This window comes from Rossellomorea vietnamensis, from assembly GCF_001305855.1.
In the GTDB taxonomy this organism is placed as follows: domain Bacteria; phylum Bacillota; class Bacilli; order Bacillales; family Bacillaceae_B; genus Rossellomorea; species Rossellomorea vietnamensis_A.
Map to the genome: position 1 here is coordinate 115013 of NZ_LIXZ01000006.1, position 20943 is coordinate 135955.

Consider the following 20943-nt stretch of genomic DNA (forward strand, 5'->3'; position numbering starts at 1 on the left):
TAAAAATGATGCAGTTGGAAAAAATGGATCTATGAGTATTGAATAATAACGAGATTTTGATTGGAGGACAGTTGGATGAAACGTTTTGCGTATATAGTGGTGACATTTGTGTTAATGGCTTTTCTATTTCCTTCTATGGGATTTGCTCAAGAGAAGAAATCGGAGCTCGCCGACGTGGCGAAATCAGCCATATTGATTGAGCGTGATACTGGAGCGGTGCTTTATGAGAAAAACAGTCATGAAAAGCTGGCACCTGCGTCCATGACCAAGATCATGACCATGACCCTCATCATGGAAGCCCTCGAAAAAGGTCAAATCAAGTGGGATGACAAAGTGCGTGCGAGTGAGTACGCTGCATCGATGGGCGGATCACAGATCTTCCTCGAGCCGGGTGAAAGCATGTCTGTTAAAGAAATGTTGAAGGGGATTGCCATTGGGTCGGCCAATGACGCCTCAGTCGCGATGGCGGAGCATATTGCAGGAAGCGAAGAAGCATTCGTTGAGAAAATGAATAAAAAGGTGAAGGAGCTCGGATTAAAGGACACTCACTTCAAAAACCCGACAGGTTTACCGTCCAAAGATCATTACAGCTCGGCCCATGATATGTCAATGATGGCGAAGGAACTTCTTAAATATGATGGAATCACGAAATTCACAGGCAGCTATGAATCCTATTTACGGGAAGGGTCGGATAAAAAGTTCTGGCTGGTGAATACAAATAAATTAGTCCGCTTTTATGAAGGGGTGGACGGTTTGAAGACAGGTTTCACGAATGAGGCGAAATATTGTCTGACGGCGACGGCAAAGAAAGACAATATGAGAGTGATTGCGGTCGTGTTCGGTGCCCCGACACCAAAGGAACGGAACAATGAGGTCAGTAAAATGCTTGATTATGCCTTCAATCAGTACTCGACCAAACCTCTCTTCAAAAAAGGAGATTCCCTGGCTAAGGTGAAAGTGTCAAAAGGGAAGGAAAATAAAGTGGATGCCGTTACGGATGAGCCTATATCCCTCCTAACCCAAAAAGGTGAAAAGTTGGATGGGATCCAGCAGAAGATCACCTTGTCGAAAGACTTGAAAGCTCCGATTAAAAAAGGAGACAAAGTCGGGACACTCGTGGTGATGAATAAAGGGAAAAAAGTGGTGGAAAGCACCCTCGTTGCCAAGAAAAATGTAAACGATGCCAGCTGGTGGGAATTATATAAAAAATCCTTTGGACTTTTTACGAAGGTAGGAAAGTAATGAGCTTCAGAAAATAACCTCTAATTATGACGAATTCCTTCTAGTTTTGTCATGGAGAAGGAATTTGCTAAAAGAATAGCGAAATGACTCACTATACGACAGAGAAGGAGGCTTTCTGATAGTGAGTCTTGCTATTAACTTAGAAGTCAAAAAAGATGTACTGTGTGTCCGTTTAAGTGGTGAGTTGGATCATCACACCGCCGATGAACTGAGGGAAAAAGCTTCAAGCCTGATTGAAAGTGAGAATGTGAAGCATATCATTTTGAATTTAGAGGAATTAAGCTTTATGGATAGTTCCGGATTGGGTGTCATTTTGGGCCGATACAAGCAGATCAAGCAAAAGCATGGAGAAATGGTGGTATGTGCGATTTCCCCTTCTGTAAACCGATTATTTGAAATGTCAGGGTTGTTTAAGATCATTCGTCTTGAGCCATCTGAAGAAAACGCATTACAAAGATTGGGGGTCGCATGATATGAGAAATGAAATGAATATTCAATTCAGTTCTTTAAGCCAAAATGAATCTTTTGCCCGCGTGACTGTGGCATCATTTATTGCCCAGCTCGATCCGACAATGGATGAGTTGACTGAAATCAAAACCGTCGTCTCGGAAGCCGTGACCAATGCCATCATTCACGGATATGATAACAGACCGAATGGGACGGTTTATATTTCCGTGATCATGGAAGAGGATGGGTTCATCGATATGACCATCCGCGATGAAGGGATTGGAATCGGGGATGTGGAAGAAGCCCGTCAGCCACTCTACACCTCCAAGCCGGAGCTTGAGCGTTCCGGGATGGGTTTTACGATCATGGAGAATTTCATGGATGAAATAGAAGTATCATCACACCCAGGTACAGGCACCACGGTAAGGCTGAAGAAGCACTTGACCAATAGTAAAGCGCTATGCAATTAAGGAGTCGTGCCCATGGATGTCGAAGTGAAGAATGAAAAGGAACAGACCTTTTTGAAAGATCACGAGGTGAAAGACCTGATAAAGAAAAGTCAGGAAGGTGACCAGAGTGCAAGGGACCTGATCGTCCAAAAGAATATGCGCCTTGTATGGTCCGTCGTCCAACGCTTTCTCAATCGTGGGTATGAGCCGGATGATCTCTTTCAAATAGGCAGTATCGGGTTGCTGAAATCAGTGGATAAGTTTGATTTAAGCTACGATGTAAAGTTTTCGACTTATGCGGTCCCGATGATTATCGGGGAGATCCAGCGTTTCATTCGGGATGATGGGACAGTGAAGGTGAGTCGTTCCCTGAAGGAAATGGGGAATAAGATCAGGAAAGCAAAGGATGAACTCTCCAAGAAGTTCGGCAGGGTCCCTACCGTCAGCGAGCTTGCCGACCATCTGGAGTATTCCGTTGAAGAGGTGATCATGGCCCAGGAAGCGAGTCGTGCACCATCATCGATTCATGAAACGGTTTATGAAAATGATGGAGATCCCATCACGCTTCTGGATCAGATTGCCGATAATACGGATAATAAATGGTTTGACAAGATTGCCCTGAAAGAAGCCATCAGGGAATTGGATGATCGGGAGCGGCTGATCGTATACTTAAGGTATTACAAAGATCAGACCCAATCCGAAGTAGCGGATCGGCTGGGGATCTCCCAGGTGCAGGTATCGAGGCTTGAGAAGAAGATTTTACAAACAATGAAAGAACAGATGCATACAGAGTCATAGGTGAAATAACCTTGTGGATTCAATTTCTGAATCCACAAGGTTATTTTTTTATTGAAATTGTTTCCATAATCCACTCACTCCAGTCCTTCCCATCACTTCCATCCCTACGTTGGATTCAGCTATTACTCCCAATCATCCCCGTCACCATTACATAAATAAATCGCGTTAATCCATACTATTGGTACGAAGGGAAAATCATGTTTTCAGGAAGTGAACTGCATGGAAGGTATTTTGTATATACGCTTACGTCATCGAGTGCAGGTAAGGGAAGAGAGCATGGTCAAGCTTTCTCAGCTGGCGCAAATCATAGCAACTGAAACAATTGTAGAAGATATAAGGGAAATCCCGATTCATCAAGTGACGCCTTCAGATAAGAATATTGTCGTGGTCGATATTATGAAAGTCATCAGTGAGGTATGCAAAGTATATCCAGACCTTGATATTCAAACGATCGGGCCAACTCAAAGCATTATAGAAGTGATTTATGAGAAAAAGAAAGTCTCTCTCCCTTTATTCATTGGCGTTTGGTTACTATTATTCATCGGTGCAGCCCTGGCGATTATGAATTTCCATGAAGATGTAAGTATGAGAGAAGTTCATCAAAGGCTGTATCATTTCGTGACTGGAGGGGTGGATCCCCATCCTTTATTGTTCCAGGTTCCTTACTCGTTTGGGTTGGGCCTTGGGATGATTTTGTTTTTCAATCATGTGTTCAGAAAAAGACTCAATGAAGAGCCGAGTCCTCTTGAGGTTGAAATGTTTAACTACCAGCAGGATTTAGATCAATACGTGATTATGCACGAAAATAAAGAAAGTCAGAAGAAACTGGATGACCATTAATGTATTGATCACCGTATTTATTGGATTTGCCGGAGGGCTTGCTGTAGGCTCGGGCTTCGTTGCATTTTTAACCGTATTGGGTATCATCCCCCGGTTAACTCAATTGACCAAAACAATGAAAATGATTCATTACTATGAGATGGCCGTCGTCACCGGGGCCCTTGCAGGAGGGGTTATCAGCCTGAATGATTACACCCTGCATTTCTCTCCACTGGTCCTCATTCCCCTCGGTCTTATGAGCGGGGTGTTCATCGGCTTGTTGGCTGCTGCGTTGACAGAAGTTTTGAATGTGTTTCCCATCTTGGCCAAACGAATCGGGATTGATGAACAGATTGTGATTCTGATCATGGCGATTGTGTTCGGGAAGATTTTCGGCTCACTATTTCATTGGCTCTATTTGGTTCATCAATAATTTGCAAGAGGCAGGGGTTGTATATGGACAGTAAAAGGAAAGTGATCCTGATAACAGATGGGGATGAATACGCCAAGCGCGCCATCGAATGTGTGGCGAAAGAGTATGGGGGAAGGTGTATCTCAAGCTCTAAGGGCAATCCCTCTGTATTGTCGGGTCCTGAAATCGTTAAATTGATCAACAGAGCCAAGAACGACCCTGTCTTTGTCATGTTTGATGATAGTGGATTCATTGGGGAAGGTGCCGGGGAACGCGCCTTGAAATATGTTGCGAATCACTCGGATATAGAGGTTCTGGGAATCATCGCCGTGGCCAGTAAAACACGACAGGCAGAATGGACCAGGGTGGATGTGTGCATTGATAAGTTTGGGGAGTTGACCCCATATGGTGTAGATAAATTCGGCGTACCTGAAATGGACGTGGGAAGATTGACGGGGGATACGGTCTACTGCCTGGATGAACTGGAAGTCCCGGTAATTGTAGGGATTGGTGACATAGGCAAAATGGCCAAACGGGATCATTATTCCCAAGGGGCCCCCATCACGAAAAAAGCAGTGGAAATCATCTTGGAAAGGAGTGGGTATCATGCCTCAAAAGAAGAAAGAAACACCGATTCCTAAAGATTTAAAAAAAATGGAAGATTACATGCAGAACCACGTCGGGCTGAACACGAGTTTTGACATTGGTGTACGCAAACTGATGATATTGAAGAAAGGTGTGCATATTTACTATATAAATGGACTGACCGATGCAGCCTATATCATTGAACTTGTGGAAGAACTTGTGGAGATCAACGACCATGAGCGTGCGACAAGCCGACTTTATGACATTGTACATAATCGCCTTGTCCATCAATCTGTCGAACCTGTCAAAACAATTGAAGAAGCAGTCGATGAAGTGCTCTCCGGGTTGATTGCAGTCTTTATTGAAGGATATGAAGAAGCGCTGATCGTGGATGTCCGAAGTTATCCGGGGAGGCAGCCGTCGGAACCTGATACAGAAAAAGTGGTACGTGGTTCCCGCGATGGATATGTCGAAAATATCATCGTGAATACAGCATTAACAAGAAGAAGAATAAGAGATCCAAGACTGAGGTTTGAAATATTCCGTATCGGAGAGCGATCGAAGACGGATATTTCGATTGCCTATATTGATGATGTGGCAAATCCGAGTCTGATTGAAGTGATCAAGAAAGAATTGAAAAGTATAAAAATCGATGGTTTGACGATGGCGGATAAAACGATAGAAGAGTTTCTGGTGAAACAAGGGTACAATCCGTACCCGTTAGTAAGATATACAGAAAGAGCGGATGTGGCCGCGACCCATCTATTAGAAGGGCATGTACTGATATTTGTCGATACGTCCCCGAGTGTCATCATCACTCCTACAACGTTCTTTCATCACCTGCAGCATGCGGAGGAGTATAGACAATCACCGGCTGTAGGTACTTTTGTTAGATGGACAAGATTCATCGGTGTGCTTGCTTCACTTTTCCTACTGCCATTATGGTATCTATTTGTACTGGATCCATCTTTGCTGCCGGAAGTCATCAAATATGTCGGTCCTCAGGAACAAACCAATATCCCGGTCATCGTTCAATTATTCATCGCGGATCTTGGGGTGGAGATGTTCCGGATCGCCGCCATTCATACTCCGACCCCGCTCTCGACGGCCATGGGTTTGATCGCCGCCGTATTGATCGGGCAGATTGCAATCGATGTAGGGCTTTTCCAGCCTGAAGTGATCTTATATGTAGCGGTAGCTTCAATTGGTACGTTTGCAACCCCGAGTTATGAATTGAGCGTTGCCAATAAGATGGCAAGGCTGCTTCTCCTGGTGATGGTTGCGTTGTTCCATATTCCAGGGTTGATGATTGGCAGCACCCTGTATATTCTATACGTAACGAATATTAAATCTCTCAATACACCATATCTATGGCCGCTTCTGCCTTTCAGTCCAAAGGCGTTTATGCAGATTCTCGTCAGGAAGTCGGTACCGGGGTCTAAAATTCGACCAAGTATCGTCCAACCCCGAAATAAATACAAACAGCCTGCGAAATCTTAGAATATTGCAACAACTCTGGTTCTGTGGTAAATTACGTTTAATTAGTAGTGGACTATAGAGGGGAATGAGACGTTTCATGCATCTTCATGGATCAGCAGAAATAAAAAACGGTGGCTTAATGATAGGAGGGGTCAGTACCATAGACCTGGCAGCTCAATATGGTACGCCCCTTTATGTATATGACACGAAACTTGTCAGAGAGCGTGCAAGAGGGTTTAAAGAAACATTCGAATCCCTAGGGGTGAAGGCGGAAGTTGCCTATGCCAGCAAAGCATTTTCCTGTATCGGGATCTTTCAGCTAATGGATGAGGAAGGATTGTCACTGGATGTCGTTTCAGGAGGAGAGCTGTTTACGGCCCTGAAGGCAGGCTTCCCTCCAGGACGTATCCATTTTAATGGAAATAACAAGTCGAGGGAAGAACTAACGATGTCCATTGAACATAAGATCGGCTGTATCGTCGTCGATAATTTTCATGAGCTGGAGCTTGTAAGTGAATTGTCACGATCTCTTGAAGAAGCCACAAGGGTGTTGTTAAGAGTAACCCCGGGGATCGAAGCTCATACTCATGATTATATCCTGACCGGACAAGAAGATTCGAAATTCGGATTTGATTTAGAGAACGGTCAGGCCGAGAAAGCGATGAAGTCAGCGATGGATTCCGAAACAATTGAATTGTTGGGCCTCCATTGCCATATTGGTTCGCAGATTTTTGAAACGACGGGGTTCATTCTCGCCGCCAGGAAAATCATTGAAAAGGTCGCCCGGTGGCGTTCTCAATACAGCTTTGATCCTAAGGTCCTTAATCTGGGTGGAGGCTTTGGGATTCGATATACGAAAGATGATGATCCAATCCCTCCGGCTCGATATGTGACGGAAATGATTGCTGCAGTGCAAGAGGAAGTGGAGAAATACAGTTTAGAGATGCCTGAAATCTGGATTGAACCGGGGCGTTCACTTGTAGGAGATGCAGGTACCAGTCTCTATACAGTGGGATCAAAGAAAGATGTCCCAGGCGTCCGGAAATATGTGGCGGTTGATGGGGGAATGAGCGATAATATCAGACCTGCTCTATATAAGGCGAAGTATGAAGGGATCATAGCGAATAAAGCCGACCTGATGTGCGACGATACGGTGTCCGTTGCAGGGAAATGCTGTGAGTCCGGAGACATGTTGATATGGGACTTACCACTTCCTGTCACCGAAGCGGGGGATATTCTCGCTGTGTTCTGTACAGGTGCATACGGATATTCGATGGCGAATAACTATAATCGGATTCCACGGCCCGCCGTCGTATTTGTCGAGGACGGAGAAGCCCGGTTAGCCGTCCGAAGGGAGACATATGAGGATTTGATCACCCATGATATAAAGTTTTAACCCCCACGTATATAGTCTTTAAGTATCTCGTACTTAAAGACTACTTTTTTTGCATCCAGAATTACATACTTTAACAAATTTCGATTTTACTATACAATAACAATGACATAAACACATAGAGTGAAGACAAAGGAGTCAGTCATGAAGATCAGTAATAAAGCATTGTTCTTGTTATTAATCGTTGCCGGTCTGGTGTGGGGAGTCATCTACTGGATGTTCATCGCTGGAAACTGATACACCAGGATTTGCTTAATAAAAGTAAATTTAGTAAGATAAATAAACGTTCATATCAATTAAATTTCTAGTTTTTGTCTATAATAGGAAATAAATAGATTAGACATAAAACATGACGAGGGGTAAATATGTTAATTCGGTATAAAAAGGCGTTTGAAAAGATTGCAATGGGATTATTATCTTTCATGCCAAATGAAAAGGATTTGAAGAAGCTTCAACAGACGATGAAGCAATACGAAACTGAAGAAAATTGGCAGCTCTTTTTATGGAAAGAAGAGGACATAGTAGGTTTGATCGGAGTTTACAAAACAGAAGGTACATTAGAGATTCAACATATATCAGTCAATCCGTCACATCGTCACGAAGGAATCGGAAAATCCATGGTGAAACATCTCAGGGATATGCACTCGGAGCTTGAAGTGAAGCCTAATGCAGATACCGCATCATTTTTTGAGAAATGCGATGAAATGGGTGCGGACAATGAGGAACAAGAACAACAATAAAGAGGCAGGCCGCCTATTCTGGTGGTCCGCCTCTTTTTTTTCGTAAGGCATTTTTTCGCTCGGTTATCACATCAGTGCGGTCCCTGAGGGAATGGCGGTGAATGAGCGCTGAATTCGTCAAGTCACTCTCTGAGCACCAGATGTAGCCATTTTTCCTGCACCGCAACTGAACCTGATCTGAAAGGGAAACATCCATTAAAGGCAGGATGATACTGTGATATGGCTGATTTTCGCTGATTTGGTGGAGTGTTTCCTCAATCATTGCTTGAAGCTTCCCGGAATGAATCCCAAGCCGGGTCAGTTCTTTGTGATTACTCTCAATATTCTTGATCGCTTTATTGAATGTTCTGACCGCACCTGTCTGATTGCCTCTTCTATAATGATAAAACCCAACCGCCACCTGGATCAGCCCCACCCAGTGGGAAGTCCTGTTTCCTGGATCGACTTCTTTCCAATATTCTTCTAATACTTCATGGCATTCAAAATAATCACGATTTCCATGGAAGTACATTAAGTATTCGATGTAGGCTTCCGGATAAACCATAAGATCCCTCCATATGACGCAAAGTAGTTAAATTGTAGCACAATCCATCGCCAAAACGACAGGAAAGCCTGTTAATACAAAACTTTCTATTGGAGAATAGAAGTCTTTCTACTATACTATTAAGTAGCGTTCTTTCAAGATTGTTATGAGAAATTTGGTGATAAAGTGGAATACAATGTGAAGATTGACGCTTTTGAAGGTCCCATGGATCTTCTTTTGCATCTGATTAACTCGTTAGAAATTGATATATATGATATTCCTATGGCTCAGATCACGGAGCAATATATGTTATATGTACATACGATGAAGAATTTGCAACTGGATGTTGCCAGTGAATACCTGGTGATGGCAGCTACGTTACTCGCCATAAAGAGTAAAATGCTCCTTCCTAAGCATGATGAGGGCATGATGAGCGATGAAATCGAATTCGAAGAGGAAGATCCCCGCGACGAACTGGTGGAGCGGTTGATTGAGTATCGTAAATTTAAAGAAGCGGCGAATGAGCTGAAGCATCGTGAGGAAGAACGGGGGCAGGTGTATACCAAGCCTCCAAGTGACCTTTCTGAATTCAGTGAAGAGGTCGATCTAAAGAATACTGAAGTTCAGGTATCTTTATATGATATGCTTGGAGCTTTTCATAAATTATTGAGAAGGAAAAAACTTCAACGACCCGTTCAAACGAGAATTACAAGACAGGAAATATCCATTGAGAAAAGAATGACCGATATTCTGGAAAATTTACAGAATCTAAAAAGACGTACATCCTTTACAAGTCTTTTCCCCTCAGATAGCAAAGAGCATCTTGTGGTGACGTTCCTTGCTGTGCTGGAATTAATGAAGCGGAAACAAATCATCGTCAACCAGGAAAAAAACTTCACGGAAATATTTGTAGAAGCAGGAGAGGAGGCTGGGATGGTTGAACAATACTAATTGGAACGGGGTCCTTGAAAGCTTATTGTTTGCAGCGGGGGACGAAGGTCTATCGCTGAAACAGGTCTGTTCTGTACTGGAAATCGAAGAACAGAAAGCAAAGGACATCCTTGAAGACTTGAAGAATGATTATGAGAATGATTCCAATAGAGGCATATACATCATTGAAATAGCAGGAACCTTTCAATTAGTGACCAAAAAAAGTAATGCCGATTACTTAAAGAAGCTGGTGGAATCACCCCATGTTAGTTTTCTGTCACAGGCAGCCCTTGAAACCCTTGCGATTATCGCGTATAAACAGCCAATCACGCGGATGGAAATCGAGCAGATCAGGGGTGTCAAGACCGAGCGTCCAATTCAGACCCTTACATCAAAAGGGCTCGTCAAAGAAGTGGGCAGGGCGGAAGGGACCGGTCGTGCATTCTTATTTGGTACAACGAAAGAATTTCTGGACTACTTCGGCCTGAAAAGCATCGAGGAGCTTCCGCCTCTTCCTGACAATATTGAAGACGAATTCGCCCAGGACGAAGCCGACCTGTTCTTTGAGAAATTTCAAGAGACGATGGAAACAAACGAATAGAAGTTCATTTATGAACAGACAGGACTGTGAAGATGCAAAGACAGTCCTGTCTGTTTTTTGGTGGGCACAGGAGGATTTTCAAGTAGCCTGACACAGCCTTCGTTAGCTGTGTTTTTTTGTTTTGGCGAAGGCCCATGGAGATTAACAGTTCAACGGTATGATCTCACCCTTCGCTTTCAAGATTTCACTCATATTACCCCTTGTCCTCTCATAAACTTGTACAAACACTTTAGATTTAAAGGAGTAGATGGGTGTGAATCGAAAGAGAGCGAAATTTTACATATATTATATTCTAATATGTGCTTTTCTGTTTGTATCTGTTTCCAATAAGGTTCTGGCTGCACCTTCAGTAAGTGCGCAAAAAGCCATCTTGATGGATCAGGAAACAGGGCGCATTCTATATGAAAAGGATGCTCATACTCAAAGTCGCATTGCCAGCATCACGAAGATCATGACAGCGATCCTTGCCGTGGAGTCCGGAAAGATGGACCAGGAAGTAACCGTATCTTCGAACGCAGCAGGCACGGAAGGTTCCTCCCTTTACTTAAAGGCAGGAGAAAAGATAAAGCTTGAGGACCTCGTATACGGGTTGATGCTCAGGTCAGGGAATGATGGGGCAGTCGCCATTGCTGAATTCGTAGGTGGAAGCCTGGATGGATTTGTATATATGATGAATGAAAAAGCGAAGGGAATCGGGATGGAAAATACTCATTTTTCCAATCCCCACGGACTGGACGACCATGAAGATCACTATTCGACTGCGTATGATATGGCCGTTCTGGCAAGATATTCAATGGAGAACGATAAGTATAAGGAGATTGCCGGCACTAAAGTTCACACCGCTCCGAATCCCGATGAGAAGTGGGACCGCAAATGGAAAAACAAAAATAGACTGCTGACGGAATTATATAAATATAGTACAGGAGGGAAAACGGGTTATACAAAACTGGCAAAAAGAACGCTAGTTTCCACCGCTTCCAAGGATGGGGAAAATCTGATTGCCGTGACCCTGAACGGTCCAGATGACTGGAATGATCATATTGGGATGTTTGAATACGGATTTAAACACTATGATTACAAAATCGTCCTCGACAAAGGCAGAATTGAAAAAATGGATGATAAAGTCTATAAAGACCATGCTTATCTGAAGCGGGAGTCTGTATTAACGTTGACAGATGATGAAGTGAAGGAAGTCAAGGTGGAGTACAAGATGTTGAAGCCAAAGGAGGAATGGATAAAAGGTGAGCATGTACCTGAGGTAGTCGGGAAGGCAGTGGTGTATTTAGGGGATGAGGAAGTAGATACCCTTCCCGTTTTTTATAAAGCATCAGCACAAAAGAAAGAAGAAAAAAGCTGGTGGAAATTTTGGGCTTACTCCTTCGAATCCATTATAGGGGTACGGGACCATGGTTAACTTGATATGGGTGGGGATGACCATCATCGGGTTGATATTCGCAATCATTAATGGAAAAATGGCCGAAGTGAATGAAGCTATTTTTACTTCAGCAAATGAAGCTGTCACCTTATGCATTGGATTGGTCAGTGTATTAGTGTTTTGGCTGGGGATTATGAGAATCGCCCAGGAAGCAGGTTTACTTGATAAATTGGCAAAGTTATTCAGGCCGTTCGTGAAGAGGCTGTTTCCGGAAGTTCCTGATAACCACCCGGCCATGGGCTATATCCTTTCCAATATGATGGCCAATATGTTCGGCTTGGGAAATGCTGCGACTCCACTCGGGATCAAAGCCATGGAGCAGTTGAAAAGCTTAAACGGAGGAAGGGATGTTGCCAGCAGGTCGATGATCACATTCTTGGCGATAAACACCTCCAGCATTACGATCATTCCGACAACGGTGATCGCAATCCGTATGAAATATGACTCTGCTTCGCCAACTGAAATTGTAGGACCGACTCTGATCGCCACGATGCTGTCCACCATTGGTGCGATTCTGATCGACCGTTATTTTCATTATAGGCGTACCCGTCGAGAGGTGAAGTAAATGCAATGGATATCCACCATTTCCTTATGGCTGATTCCCATCATGATTGGGTTTATATTAATCTATGGGACCATCAAAAAGGTCCCGACGTATGAAACGTTTGTTGACGGAGGAAAAGAAGGGATTAAAATAGCTGTATCCATCATTCCCTTTCTCATTGGGATGCTGGTGGCCATCACGATCTTTCGGGAATCAGGTGCCCTTGAATTCTTTGTTGGTCTTATCCGTCCCGCATTGCTTGCACTGGGTATCCCACCGGAAATCGTCCCCCTCGCCATCATCAGGCCGATTTCCGGAACAGCGGCCCTTGGCATGATGAGTGATATCATCGCAACGCACGGTCCCGATTCGTTCATCGGAAGACTCGCTTCCACCTTACAGGGAAGTACAGATACAACCCTATATGTACTAACAGTATATTTCGGTGCAGTCGGAATCCGAAAAATGGGAGATGCCTTGAAGGTAGGTCTCCTGGCAGACCTCGTAGGAATCGCCGCCGCCATCTTCATCGTCACCATTATGTTCTAATGATTGGCTTTTTTTTGTAACATTATTGCTTTTGACGAAGCGAGTAGTGGTTGATTTCCGCTGCAGGTGCTCGCTTTCCGCGGGGCGGGCGGTGAGCCTCCTCAGCTTCATGTGGTGTCTGACATTGTCCAGCTCCGGCGGCTAGCCCCTCGAGGTCATAAGCTAAATGGGCCTAAGAAGGCAAAAGAACGCCTTCTTAGGCCCATTCATCTTATGCTTGTCGGGGCTGAGCGAGCCGCCTCCGCTTTTCGTACTTTCCCGCAATTCCCGCAGGAGTTGAGCACCTTCCGTTCCAATCAACTTTTTTAAGTGAGCTTTTTCCTGAAACTAAAAAAGTCATCTTTGCTTCCGGACAACATCACGTTCTAAAGAGTGAAGTATTTATTATAAACAAGTGTAAAACCCACTTTACCATTAATGAGTTTATAAGAACCTTTAGCTCTGCCACCAATAGTTTATTAAAAGGGAGAGGGGAACTGCGCAGACTCCTACGGAAAACGGGCGTGTCGAGACCCCGGAAGCGAACTGTGCTGAGGAGGCTCGGCCGAACGTCCGTGGAAAGCGGAGCAGTTCCCCTCACCCTAAAGCACATACCTGTTGGCAGAGCATTTAGGAACATAATTTATGTAAATATCAATCTTTGTGAAAAGAGCCTAATGTTTTAATCACCAGTCTCACAGGCAGAGAAGATAAAAGGCATAAAGGAATCGACCCAAATGGTCGATTTTCCTTTATGCCTTTCTATTTTGCCTGGATTGTGTAATAATTCATGAAGGTAAATGTATTGAAAATTAAATGAGGTGAAAGACCGTGGAACGATTACAAAAGGTTATTGCTCACAGTGGAGTGGCATCCCGTCGTAAAGCAGAGCAATTAATAATAGAAGGTAAAGTAAAGGTCAATGGAAAAGTAGTCAAGGAACTTGGAACGAAGGTTTCCCAATCTGACCGTGTTGAAGTAACGGGCATCCAGATTGAGAGAGAAAATAAAGTATATTACATGCTCTATAAACCAAGAGGGGTTATCTCTGCTGTGACCGACAATAAAGATCGTCAAGTCGTAACGGATTTCTTCCCAGAGATAGAGGAAAGAATCTATCCGGTAGGAAGGCTTGATTATGAGACTTCTGGTATCCTCCTGTTAACCAATGATGGGGATTTTGCTAACGCCCTTATGCACCCGAGTAATGAAATTGAAAAAACATACGTAGCTAGATTAAAAGGGATTCCACCTAAATTCAAGATTCGTGAACTTGAAAAAGGGGTTAAATTAGAGGATGGTATGACTGCACCTGCTAAAGTGAAAGTGTTGAGTATTGATAAGAAGCAGGGGAAATCAATCGTCGAGATCATCATTCATGAAGGCAGAAACCGTCAAGTTCGTAGAATGTTCGAGGCTCTTGGTTATCCGGTTCAAAAGCTGAAGCGGGAAAGATATGCATTCCTTTCCCTTCATGGCTTGAATGCAGGAGAAGGAAGAGAACTGACTCCGCATGAAGTGAAGCAATTGAGAACATTGGCCGAAACGGGCAGTTTACATTAAAGAATGACATAGAAAGTGTCACATATCATTCATATAATTTACCCTGACTTTCAGGTAATAAATGATATAATAAGAAAGGAATTTCACCCTGGATTCAGTGGGATATTTCTCTGCTTAGTATGAAGATATGACACAGCACATTATGGCAGGGACTGATCTCATAAGAGAAATCTTATGACTTCAGGCCCTTTGCTACTGTAAAGAGAGATAAACTTCTCCACACTTTGAGAACGTTTTCACTATGGGAGGCACTTGTAAATGAATAAAAAAAAGCGCAGATTACTCATCCGGACAATTATTCTCATTGTGCTGACTTCTGCGGTTGCATATACGTTATATGCAAACTTCACGAAGGATGAAAGAGGGATGTTAAAGGTAGGCGACAAGGCACCTGACTTTGTACTTACGGATATGGAAGGGAATCCCCATCGATTATCCGATTATAGTGGACAAGGGGTCTTCTTGAATTTCTGGGGAACATGGTGCAAACCGTGTGAAAGGGAAATGCCTTATATGAATAATCAGTACAAGAAATATCAAGATCAAGATGTACAAATCTTAGCTGTGAATGTTGGGGAATCAAATTTCCTTATTAATCGATTTATATCCAAACATGGGTTAGAATTCCCCATTTTAGTAGACAAAGAAGAGGAAGTTCAAAACGCATACGGAATCGATCCGTTACCAACTACGTTTCTCATCAACCCAGATGGGGAGATTGAAAAGATCATAACAGGTACGATGACAGAAGATGACATCATTGAAGATTTAGAGAGCATCAAGCCTTAACTCGGAAGTTTAACTTGATATAAGGAGTTTTAACATGAAAGAGATCAAATGTGTATGCGGTCATGTGAATCCAAACGGTACCGTCCTTTGCGAATCCTGTGGGCGGGCGTTAACGGACGAAGCGAGGAACGAGAAGCTTCACGATATGCGCTATGAAGGTAGTGCGAGGCGTTCTCAGACATATAACAAATCCATCATCGATAAGATTTGGAATTTCTTTTCTTCTGTAAAGGTTGGTGTGTGGTTAATTCTCCTTACCCTAATCGCTTCTGCAGTCGGAACGATATTACCACAGGAACAATACATACCTAACGGACAGCCGGCTGACGAATATTACGAAGATGTCTATGGTTTCTTTGGAGAATTGTACTATACCTTAGGATTTCATGATTTATATAGCTCCTGGTGGTACCTTCTCTTAATCGCATCGATCGGTATATCCCTCGTCATTGCAAGCCTTGACCGGGTCATTCCCTTATACCGGGCACTCAAGAATCAGCGTGTTTCCAGACACATTGGTTTTTTGAAACGTCAACGAATCTATGGGAAAACAGAAAGCATCGAAAGCAAAGATTCCTTACCGAAAATAAAAGAAAAATTAATACAAAAAAAATATAAGATAAGAGAAGAAGATGGGAACATTCTGGCAGAGAAAAATCGCTTCTCAAGATGGGGTCCTTATGTGAATCATATCGGACTTATCATCTTCCTTTTCGGAGGCATGCTTCGATTTGTACCTGGGATGTATATTGATGAAACTGTTTGGATCCGTGAGGGCGAAACGAGAGCCGTGCCTGGAACGGAACAGAAATACTACTTGGAAAATAAAGGATTTACTCTAGAAACATATGATAAGGATAAAGACAAAGAAGTATTTGGTGAAGCAATCGATAAAAACGGTACCATTGCAAAGAATTTCCAATCCGATGTGATATTATATAAAGAGTCGGGTGACCGTTTACCTGGGCAAAAGGCTGAACGCACGAAAGAGCAGGAGGATTCAATTAAAGTGAACCATCCTCTTAAATTCGGAAGTTTCGCCGTGTATCAAACCAGTTATAAATTAGATGAATTCAAGTCAATGTCCTTTACCTTTGATAATAAAAAATCGGGGAAAACGTTTGGTGAATTCACAGTCGATTTGTTTGATCCTCAAGATGTGTACACATTTGAGGATGGATATAGAGCAGAACTGATGGGGTACTATCCTGATTTCTCAGGTTTTAATGAGCAGGGAGAACCCCAAACGAAATCCCCTTTACCAAATAACCCTGCGTTCCTTTTTAAACTGTTCTCACCTGAAACTCCTAAAGGGGAAATCAGTTTTGTAGGGATCAGAAAGAATCTAGAGCCACTTGGGGAGAATGAATATAAGTTATCATTTGCCGGAGTGGAAACGAGAGATGTGTCGGCGTTAACCGTACATAAAGATCTCACTTTATGGATTTTGGCTCTTGGTGGAGCCATTTTCATGATTGGAGTCATCCAAGGGGCCTATTGGCATCACAGAAGAATCTGGATCAGGCGGGATGGCGGCGAAGTCATCGTAGCCGGTCATACGAATAAAAACTGGCATGGATTAATGAATGAAATTAACTTTGTGCTGGATGGTACTGGAATAAACGAGCCTGAAGATCAACAACAAAAGGATGAAGTAAGGAGGAATGAGGATGTCAACGACAACAATGGCAGAGTGGAGCAGTAATTTACTTTATATCTCCTTTATCATGTATTTGATTGCTACGTTATTTTTTGGCGGAAGTATCCGTCAAAAGAATACAACGGAAACAAATCAGAAGAAATGGGGATTTATCGGTATTTTCTTAACCCTAATCGGATTTGCTTCTCAATTGGGTTATTTCTTTCTAAGATGGGGAGCTTCAGGACATGCTCCAGTAAGTAATTTATTTGAATTTACGACATTTTTCGGAATGATGCTTGTCGGAGCATTCATTATTCTTTATTTTATGTATAAGACCACGATACTTGGTGTGGTTGCACTTCCATTTGCATTATTGGTGATTGCTTACGCGAGCATGTTTCCTAAAGATATCAGTCCCCTGATACCTGCTCTGCAAAGTGATTGGTTGAAAATACATGTGACGACGGTTTCAGCAGGGGAAGCCATATTATCCATCAGTTTCGTAGCTGGCCTCATTTATTTATTGAAATCCGTCCAACATACAAAAGGAAGCAAACAGTCATTCTGGCTGGAGACGGTAATGTATTCTATGGTTGTCGTATTAGGGTTTGTAGCAGCCTCAACGGTTTTCACACTAGGTAATTACGAAGCAAACTTTCAATATGTGAATCAACAGGGAGCAGATGCGATTTCAGAATACACGCTACCAGCTCTTGTTGGACCGAATGAGGGCGAATTATTAACCGATGATGTAATGAAACCACTTGTCGAAATGCCTGCTCTTATAAACGCGAAGAAGTTAAATACGGTCCTTTGGTCCATAATGATCGGCACAGGCCTGTATCTTATTCTACGCTTGATCTTCAGAAAGCGGATAGCCGCGAAAATGCAACCATTAGTGAAGAATGTTAATTTGAATCTGATGGACGAGATTGGTTACCGCTCTGTTTTAATTGGTTTTCCGGTCTTTACTCTTGGCGGACTCATCTTTGCCATGATCTGGGCACAAATTGCGTGGACTCGCTTCTGGGGATGGGATCCAAAAGAAGTATGGGCATTAATTACATTCTTATTCTATGCAGCCTTTCTTCACCTTCGCATGTCAAAAGGCTGGCAAGGTGAGAAATCTGCATGGTTAGCCGTCGTAGGTGTGGCAATCATTCTATTCAACCTGGTGGCGGTTAACCTTATTATTGCAGGGTTACACTCATATGCTTAATCAATCATAACGAATGGGAGGGAGCTGACAAAAAATGAGAATTCAATTCTCTTTGAGTCAGCTTCTTTTTTCATATAAAATATAGGATAATATGAATTAAATAGACAAGAGGGGGATCATCCCATGGACGAAAACATTCGTATTTTAGTTGTAGATGATGAAGATAGAATCCGTAGATTATTAAAAATGTATTTAGAAAGAGAAAACTATGAAATTGATGAAGCGGAAAATGGAGAACAAGCGTTAGAAATGGCTCTCGAACAAAACTATGATTGCATTCTATTGGATATCATGATGCCTGGAATGGATGGAATCGAAGTGTGTCAGCACCTTCGGGAAAGCAAGGCGACTCCCGTCATCATGCTTACTGCCAAGGGTGAAGAAGTGAATAGGGTACAAGGTTTCGAAGTCGGGACCGACGACTATATCGTGAAGCCTTTCTCTCCCCGTGAAGTTGTTCTCAGGGTAAAGGCCCTCTTACGACGCTCCACAAAGGCAAGTTTCATTCAGACAGATGCAAAGGCAAAGGATCTGATCGTTTATCCGCATCTGACAATCGATAATGATGCCCACCGGGTATCGGCGGATGGAATCGATGTCAACTTGACCCCGAAAGAGTATGAACTCTTATATTTCCTTGCGAAAGCTCCTGATAAAGTATTTGATCGTGAGCATCTCCTGAAGGAAGTATGGCATTATGAATTCTTCGGTGATTTGCGTACAGTGGATACCCATGTGAAACGATTAAGGGAGAAGCTGAACAAAGTGTCTGAAATGGCAGCTAAGATGATCGTGACCGTATGGGGAGTAGGCTATAAATTCGAGGTAACGAATGAATGAGGCTTTGGCGTAGTGTAGTAGGGAAACTATGGGTGACCATCCTGCTTCTGGTTTCTTTTGTATTATTTATTCTTACAATCTTATTGCTGGAATTTTTTCAGAATTACCATGTAGGTGTAGTGGAGAAAGAGCTGACCCATACGGCTGAAAAAGTAGCCAGGGTCATCGAGAACCATAATGATCTGACCCTCGGGATGGAACTGGGGAAAGAAATCATCGATGAACCTGTGAATATCATCATTTCCCTGGATCAAAACCAATCTTTATATTCTCAAGACTCGACGGTCTTTCAAAAGAAGATCCACCAATATATTTCGAAAGATAACAAGCTTCAGTCAGTCAAATCAAAGGAAATCACCGTAAAAAAAGAGGTCGAACTATCCAAGGAGTCGTCTAATAGGTATGAGAATGTCATCGTAGTCGGGACGCCACTTCATATTAATGGGGAAGACGGAGCCGTTTATCTCTATCAGTCCCTCGGCGTCATCAAAGATACGACACGACAAACCACCAAACTGATTCTACTTGCGGCAGGGATTGCCATCATCCTTACGACTATCTTTGCCTTCTTCCTTTCCACACGTATCACTGCACCGCTCCGGAAAATGAGGGAGGCAGCTTTCGAAGTGGCAAAGGGAAAGTTCGATACAAAGGTACCGATCCTGACGAAGGATGAAATTGGTGAACTGGCTACAGGCTTCAATCAAATGGGCAGGCAGTTAAAATTTCATATCAACGCACTCAGTCAGGAAAAAGAACAGCTTTCCTCCATTCTCAGCAGTATGGCTGATGGTGTCATCACCTTTAATCGGGACGGGACTATTCTGATCACGAATCCCCCTGCAGATCGTTTCCTCCAACACTGGTATTACGAGCAAAGTGAAGAGGGGGAAGAGGCAATCCCGACGACTGTAAGAGAGTTGCTGCAGAGTGTGGTCGTAACTGAAATGGAACAGACTGATGAACTCAGACTGCAAGGGCGTTCCTACGTAGTGATCGTGAGCCCCCTATATAATAATAACACCATAAGGGGAGCGGTCGCGGTGGTTCGTGACATGACAGAAGAACGGAGATTGGATAAGCTTCGGAAGGATTTTATCGCCAACGTCTCCCACGAACTGCGCACACCGATTTCCATGCTGCAAGGGTATAGTGAAGCGATCGTGGATGATATTGCAGGGTCCGAAGAAGAGAAGAAAGAAATTGCCCGCATCATCTATGATGAATCGCTCCGCATGGGAAGGCTCGTCAATGATCTCCTGGATCTCGCCCGCATGGAAGCCGGACATATCACTCTGAACAAGGATGTGATCGGAGTGATGCCTTTCACAGAAAGAGTGACAAACAAGTTCATCGGATTGGCCAAGGAGAAAAAGGTTTCCATCTATTTTGAGAGTGATGTGGGATTGGATATGGAGATTTCCATAGACCCCGATCGAATTGAACAAGTATTGACGAATCTCATCGATAATGCTCTGAGGCATACGCCAACGGGAGGGGAAGTGACGGTTTCCCTGACGGAAAAGAAAGGCGGATATCTGTTCCATGTGAGGGACACTGGCTCAGGCATACCTGAAGAAGATCTTCCCTTTGTGTTCGAGCGTTTTTACAAGGCGGATAAAGCCAGAACAAGAGGGAAGTCAGGAACAGGTCTCGGCCTCGCCATCGCCAAGAATATCATTGAGTCCCACAAGGGGCATATTCAGGTGCAAAGCAAAGTCGATCAAGGGACAACCTTCACTTTCTTTCTCCCTATTTAGCCAATTATCGATCATATCCATAGAAACATGACGATTTTTCTTGTTACATGGGAAACATTCTTTATTTTTCCCTTTATTTCAAAAAGGTTGTTGAAAAAGAGTAGATGGGCCAGCAGGGTGATTCTCCCTGTTGGCTTTTTCTATGCGGTTTCCCGGTCATTATGGGTCTTTCCTTTTCACCTGAATAATACTATATTGATAGTGT

At 43.3% G+C, this 20943-nt stretch carries 22 protein-coding genes; 21 read left to right on the forward strand and 1 reads right to left on the reverse strand.

The window, feature by feature from the left end:
* Window positions 1-75 precede the first annotated feature (75 nt).
* From AM506_RS09625 to AM506_RS09670, 10 genes are all read left to right on the forward strand, one after another.
* A complete protein-coding gene (locus AM506_RS09625) occupies window positions 76-1242 on the forward strand; it encodes a D-alanyl-D-alanine carboxypeptidase family protein (RefSeq protein WP_060672285.1) in 1167 nt (388 codons plus the stop codon).
* A gap of 121 nt (window positions 1243-1363) precedes the next feature.
* Window positions 1364-1714, forward strand: a complete 351-nt coding sequence (gene spoIIAA, locus AM506_RS09630) for an anti-sigma F factor antagonist (RefSeq protein ID WP_034758203.1) — start codon at window positions 1364-1366, stop codon at window positions 1712-1714.
* Window position 1715: 1 nt separating this feature from the next.
* Entirely contained in the window at window positions 1716-2159 is a 444-nt protein-coding gene (gene spoIIAB, locus AM506_RS09635) for an anti-sigma F factor (protein ID WP_060672286.1), read from the forward strand.
* A 12-nt stretch (window positions 2160-2171) separates the two neighbouring features.
* A complete protein-coding gene (gene sigF / locus AM506_RS09640; RefSeq protein ID WP_060672287.1) occupies window positions 2172-2936 on the forward strand; it encodes an RNA polymerase sporulation sigma factor SigF in 765 nt (254 codons plus the stop codon).
* 219 nt (window positions 2937-3155) lie between these two features.
* Complete coding sequence (locus AM506_RS09645) at window positions 3156-3776, forward strand: stage V sporulation protein AA (RefSeq protein ID WP_060672288.1); 621 nt, start codon at window positions 3156-3158, stop codon at window positions 3774-3776.
* Window positions 3766-4188: a stage V sporulation protein AB gene (locus tag AM506_RS09650; RefSeq protein ID WP_060672289.1), complete on the forward strand. Its 423-nt coding sequence runs from the start codon at window positions 3766-3768 to the stop codon at window positions 4186-4188. The genes AM506_RS09645 and AM506_RS09650 overlap by 11 nt, the downstream gene beginning before the upstream one ends.
* Window positions 4189-4211: 23 nt before the next feature.
* Window positions 4212-4808 carry a stage V sporulation protein AE gene (locus tag AM506_RS09655; protein WP_060672290.1) on the forward strand — a complete coding sequence of 199 codons (597 nt, stop codon included), beginning with the start codon at window positions 4212-4214 and terminating at the stop codon, window positions 4806-4808.
* Complete coding sequence (locus tag AM506_RS09660; RefSeq protein WP_060672291.1) at window positions 4774-6252, forward strand: spore germination protein; 1479 nt, start codon at window positions 4774-4776, stop codon at window positions 6250-6252. The genes AM506_RS09655 and AM506_RS09660 overlap by 35 nt, the downstream gene beginning before the upstream one ends.
* A gap of 76 nt (window positions 6253-6328) precedes the next feature.
* Window positions 6329-7627, forward strand: coding sequence for a diaminopimelate decarboxylase (gene lysA / locus AM506_RS09665; RefSeq protein WP_060672292.1), 1299 nt, complete (start codon window positions 6329-6331; stop codon window positions 7625-7627).
* A gap of 362 nt (window positions 7628-7989) precedes the next feature.
* Window positions 7990-8364 (forward strand): GNAT family N-acetyltransferase, encoded by a 375-nt coding sequence (locus AM506_RS09670; protein ID WP_060672293.1) that lies wholly within the window; start codon window positions 7990-7992, stop codon window positions 8362-8364.
* Window positions 8365-8377: 13 nt separating this feature from the next.
* On the opposite strand, the gene AM506_RS09675 is transcribed toward AM506_RS09670, so the two are convergent.
* Window positions 8378-8908 carry a DUF309 domain-containing protein gene (locus AM506_RS09675; protein WP_060672294.1) on the reverse strand — a complete coding sequence of 177 codons (531 nt, stop codon included), beginning with the start codon at window positions 8906-8908 and terminating at the stop codon, window positions 8378-8380.
* A gap of 165 nt (window positions 8909-9073) precedes the next feature.
* On the opposite strand from AM506_RS09675, the gene AM506_RS09680 reads away from it, so the two are divergent.
* The 11 genes from AM506_RS09680 (at window position 9074) to AM506_RS09730 (ending at window position 20738) form a co-directional block, all read left to right on the forward strand.
* A complete protein-coding gene (locus tag AM506_RS09680; protein ID WP_082386304.1) occupies window positions 9074-9838 on the forward strand; it encodes a segregation/condensation protein A in 765 nt (254 codons plus the stop codon).
* The gene (gene scpB, locus AM506_RS09685; protein ID WP_060672295.1) at window positions 9825-10418 is read left to right on the forward strand and encodes an SMC-Scp complex subunit ScpB; all 594 of its coding nucleotides are present in this window, start codon (window positions 9825-9827) and stop codon (window positions 10416-10418) included. Before AM506_RS09680 ends, scpB begins: the two co-directional genes overlap by 14 nt.
* Window positions 10419-10665: 247 nt before the next feature.
* Complete coding sequence (locus AM506_RS09690; protein WP_060672296.1) at window positions 10666-11832, forward strand: D-alanyl-D-alanine carboxypeptidase family protein; 1167 nt, start codon at window positions 10666-10668, stop codon at window positions 11830-11832.
* The gene (locus AM506_RS09695; protein WP_060672297.1) at window positions 11825-12418 is read left to right on the forward strand and encodes a nucleoside recognition domain-containing protein; all 594 of its coding nucleotides are present in this window, start codon (window positions 11825-11827) and stop codon (window positions 12416-12418) included. Before AM506_RS09690 ends, AM506_RS09695 begins: the two co-directional genes overlap by 8 nt.
* A complete protein-coding gene (locus tag AM506_RS09700; protein WP_060672298.1) occupies window positions 12419-12946 on the forward strand; it encodes a spore maturation protein in 528 nt (175 codons plus the stop codon).
* 810 nt (window positions 12947-13756) lie between these two features.
* The gene (locus tag AM506_RS09705; RefSeq protein ID WP_060672299.1) at window positions 13757-14488 is read left to right on the forward strand and encodes a pseudouridine synthase; all 732 of its coding nucleotides are present in this window, start codon (window positions 13757-13759) and stop codon (window positions 14486-14488) included.
* Between the two features lie 258 nt (window positions 14489-14746).
* Window positions 14747-15277 (forward strand): thiol-disulfide oxidoreductase ResA, encoded by a 531-nt coding sequence (gene resA, locus AM506_RS09710; protein WP_060672300.1) that lies wholly within the window; start codon window positions 14747-14749, stop codon window positions 15275-15277.
* A gap of 34 nt (window positions 15278-15311) precedes the next feature.
* The gene (gene resB, locus AM506_RS09715) at window positions 15312-16982 is read left to right on the forward strand and encodes a cytochrome c biogenesis protein ResB (RefSeq protein ID WP_060672301.1); all 1671 of its coding nucleotides are present in this window, start codon (window positions 15312-15314) and stop codon (window positions 16980-16982) included.
* On the forward strand, window positions 16963-18138 hold the full coding sequence (gene ccsB, locus AM506_RS09720) for a c-type cytochrome biogenesis protein CcsB (protein ID WP_060672444.1): 1176 nt from the start codon (window positions 16963-16965) through the stop codon (window positions 18136-18138). Before resB ends, ccsB begins: the two co-directional genes overlap by 20 nt.
* Before the next feature lie 123 nt (window positions 18139-18261).
* Window positions 18262-18978, forward strand: coding sequence for a response regulator transcription factor (locus AM506_RS09725; RefSeq protein ID WP_060672302.1), 717 nt, complete (start codon window positions 18262-18264; stop codon window positions 18976-18978).
* Window positions 18975-20738, forward strand: a complete 1764-nt coding sequence (locus AM506_RS09730; RefSeq protein ID WP_060672303.1) for an ATP-binding protein — start codon at window positions 18975-18977, stop codon at window positions 20736-20738. The genes AM506_RS09725 and AM506_RS09730 overlap by 4 nt, the downstream gene beginning before the upstream one ends.
* The last annotated feature ends 205 nt before the right edge of the window (window positions 20739-20943 follow it).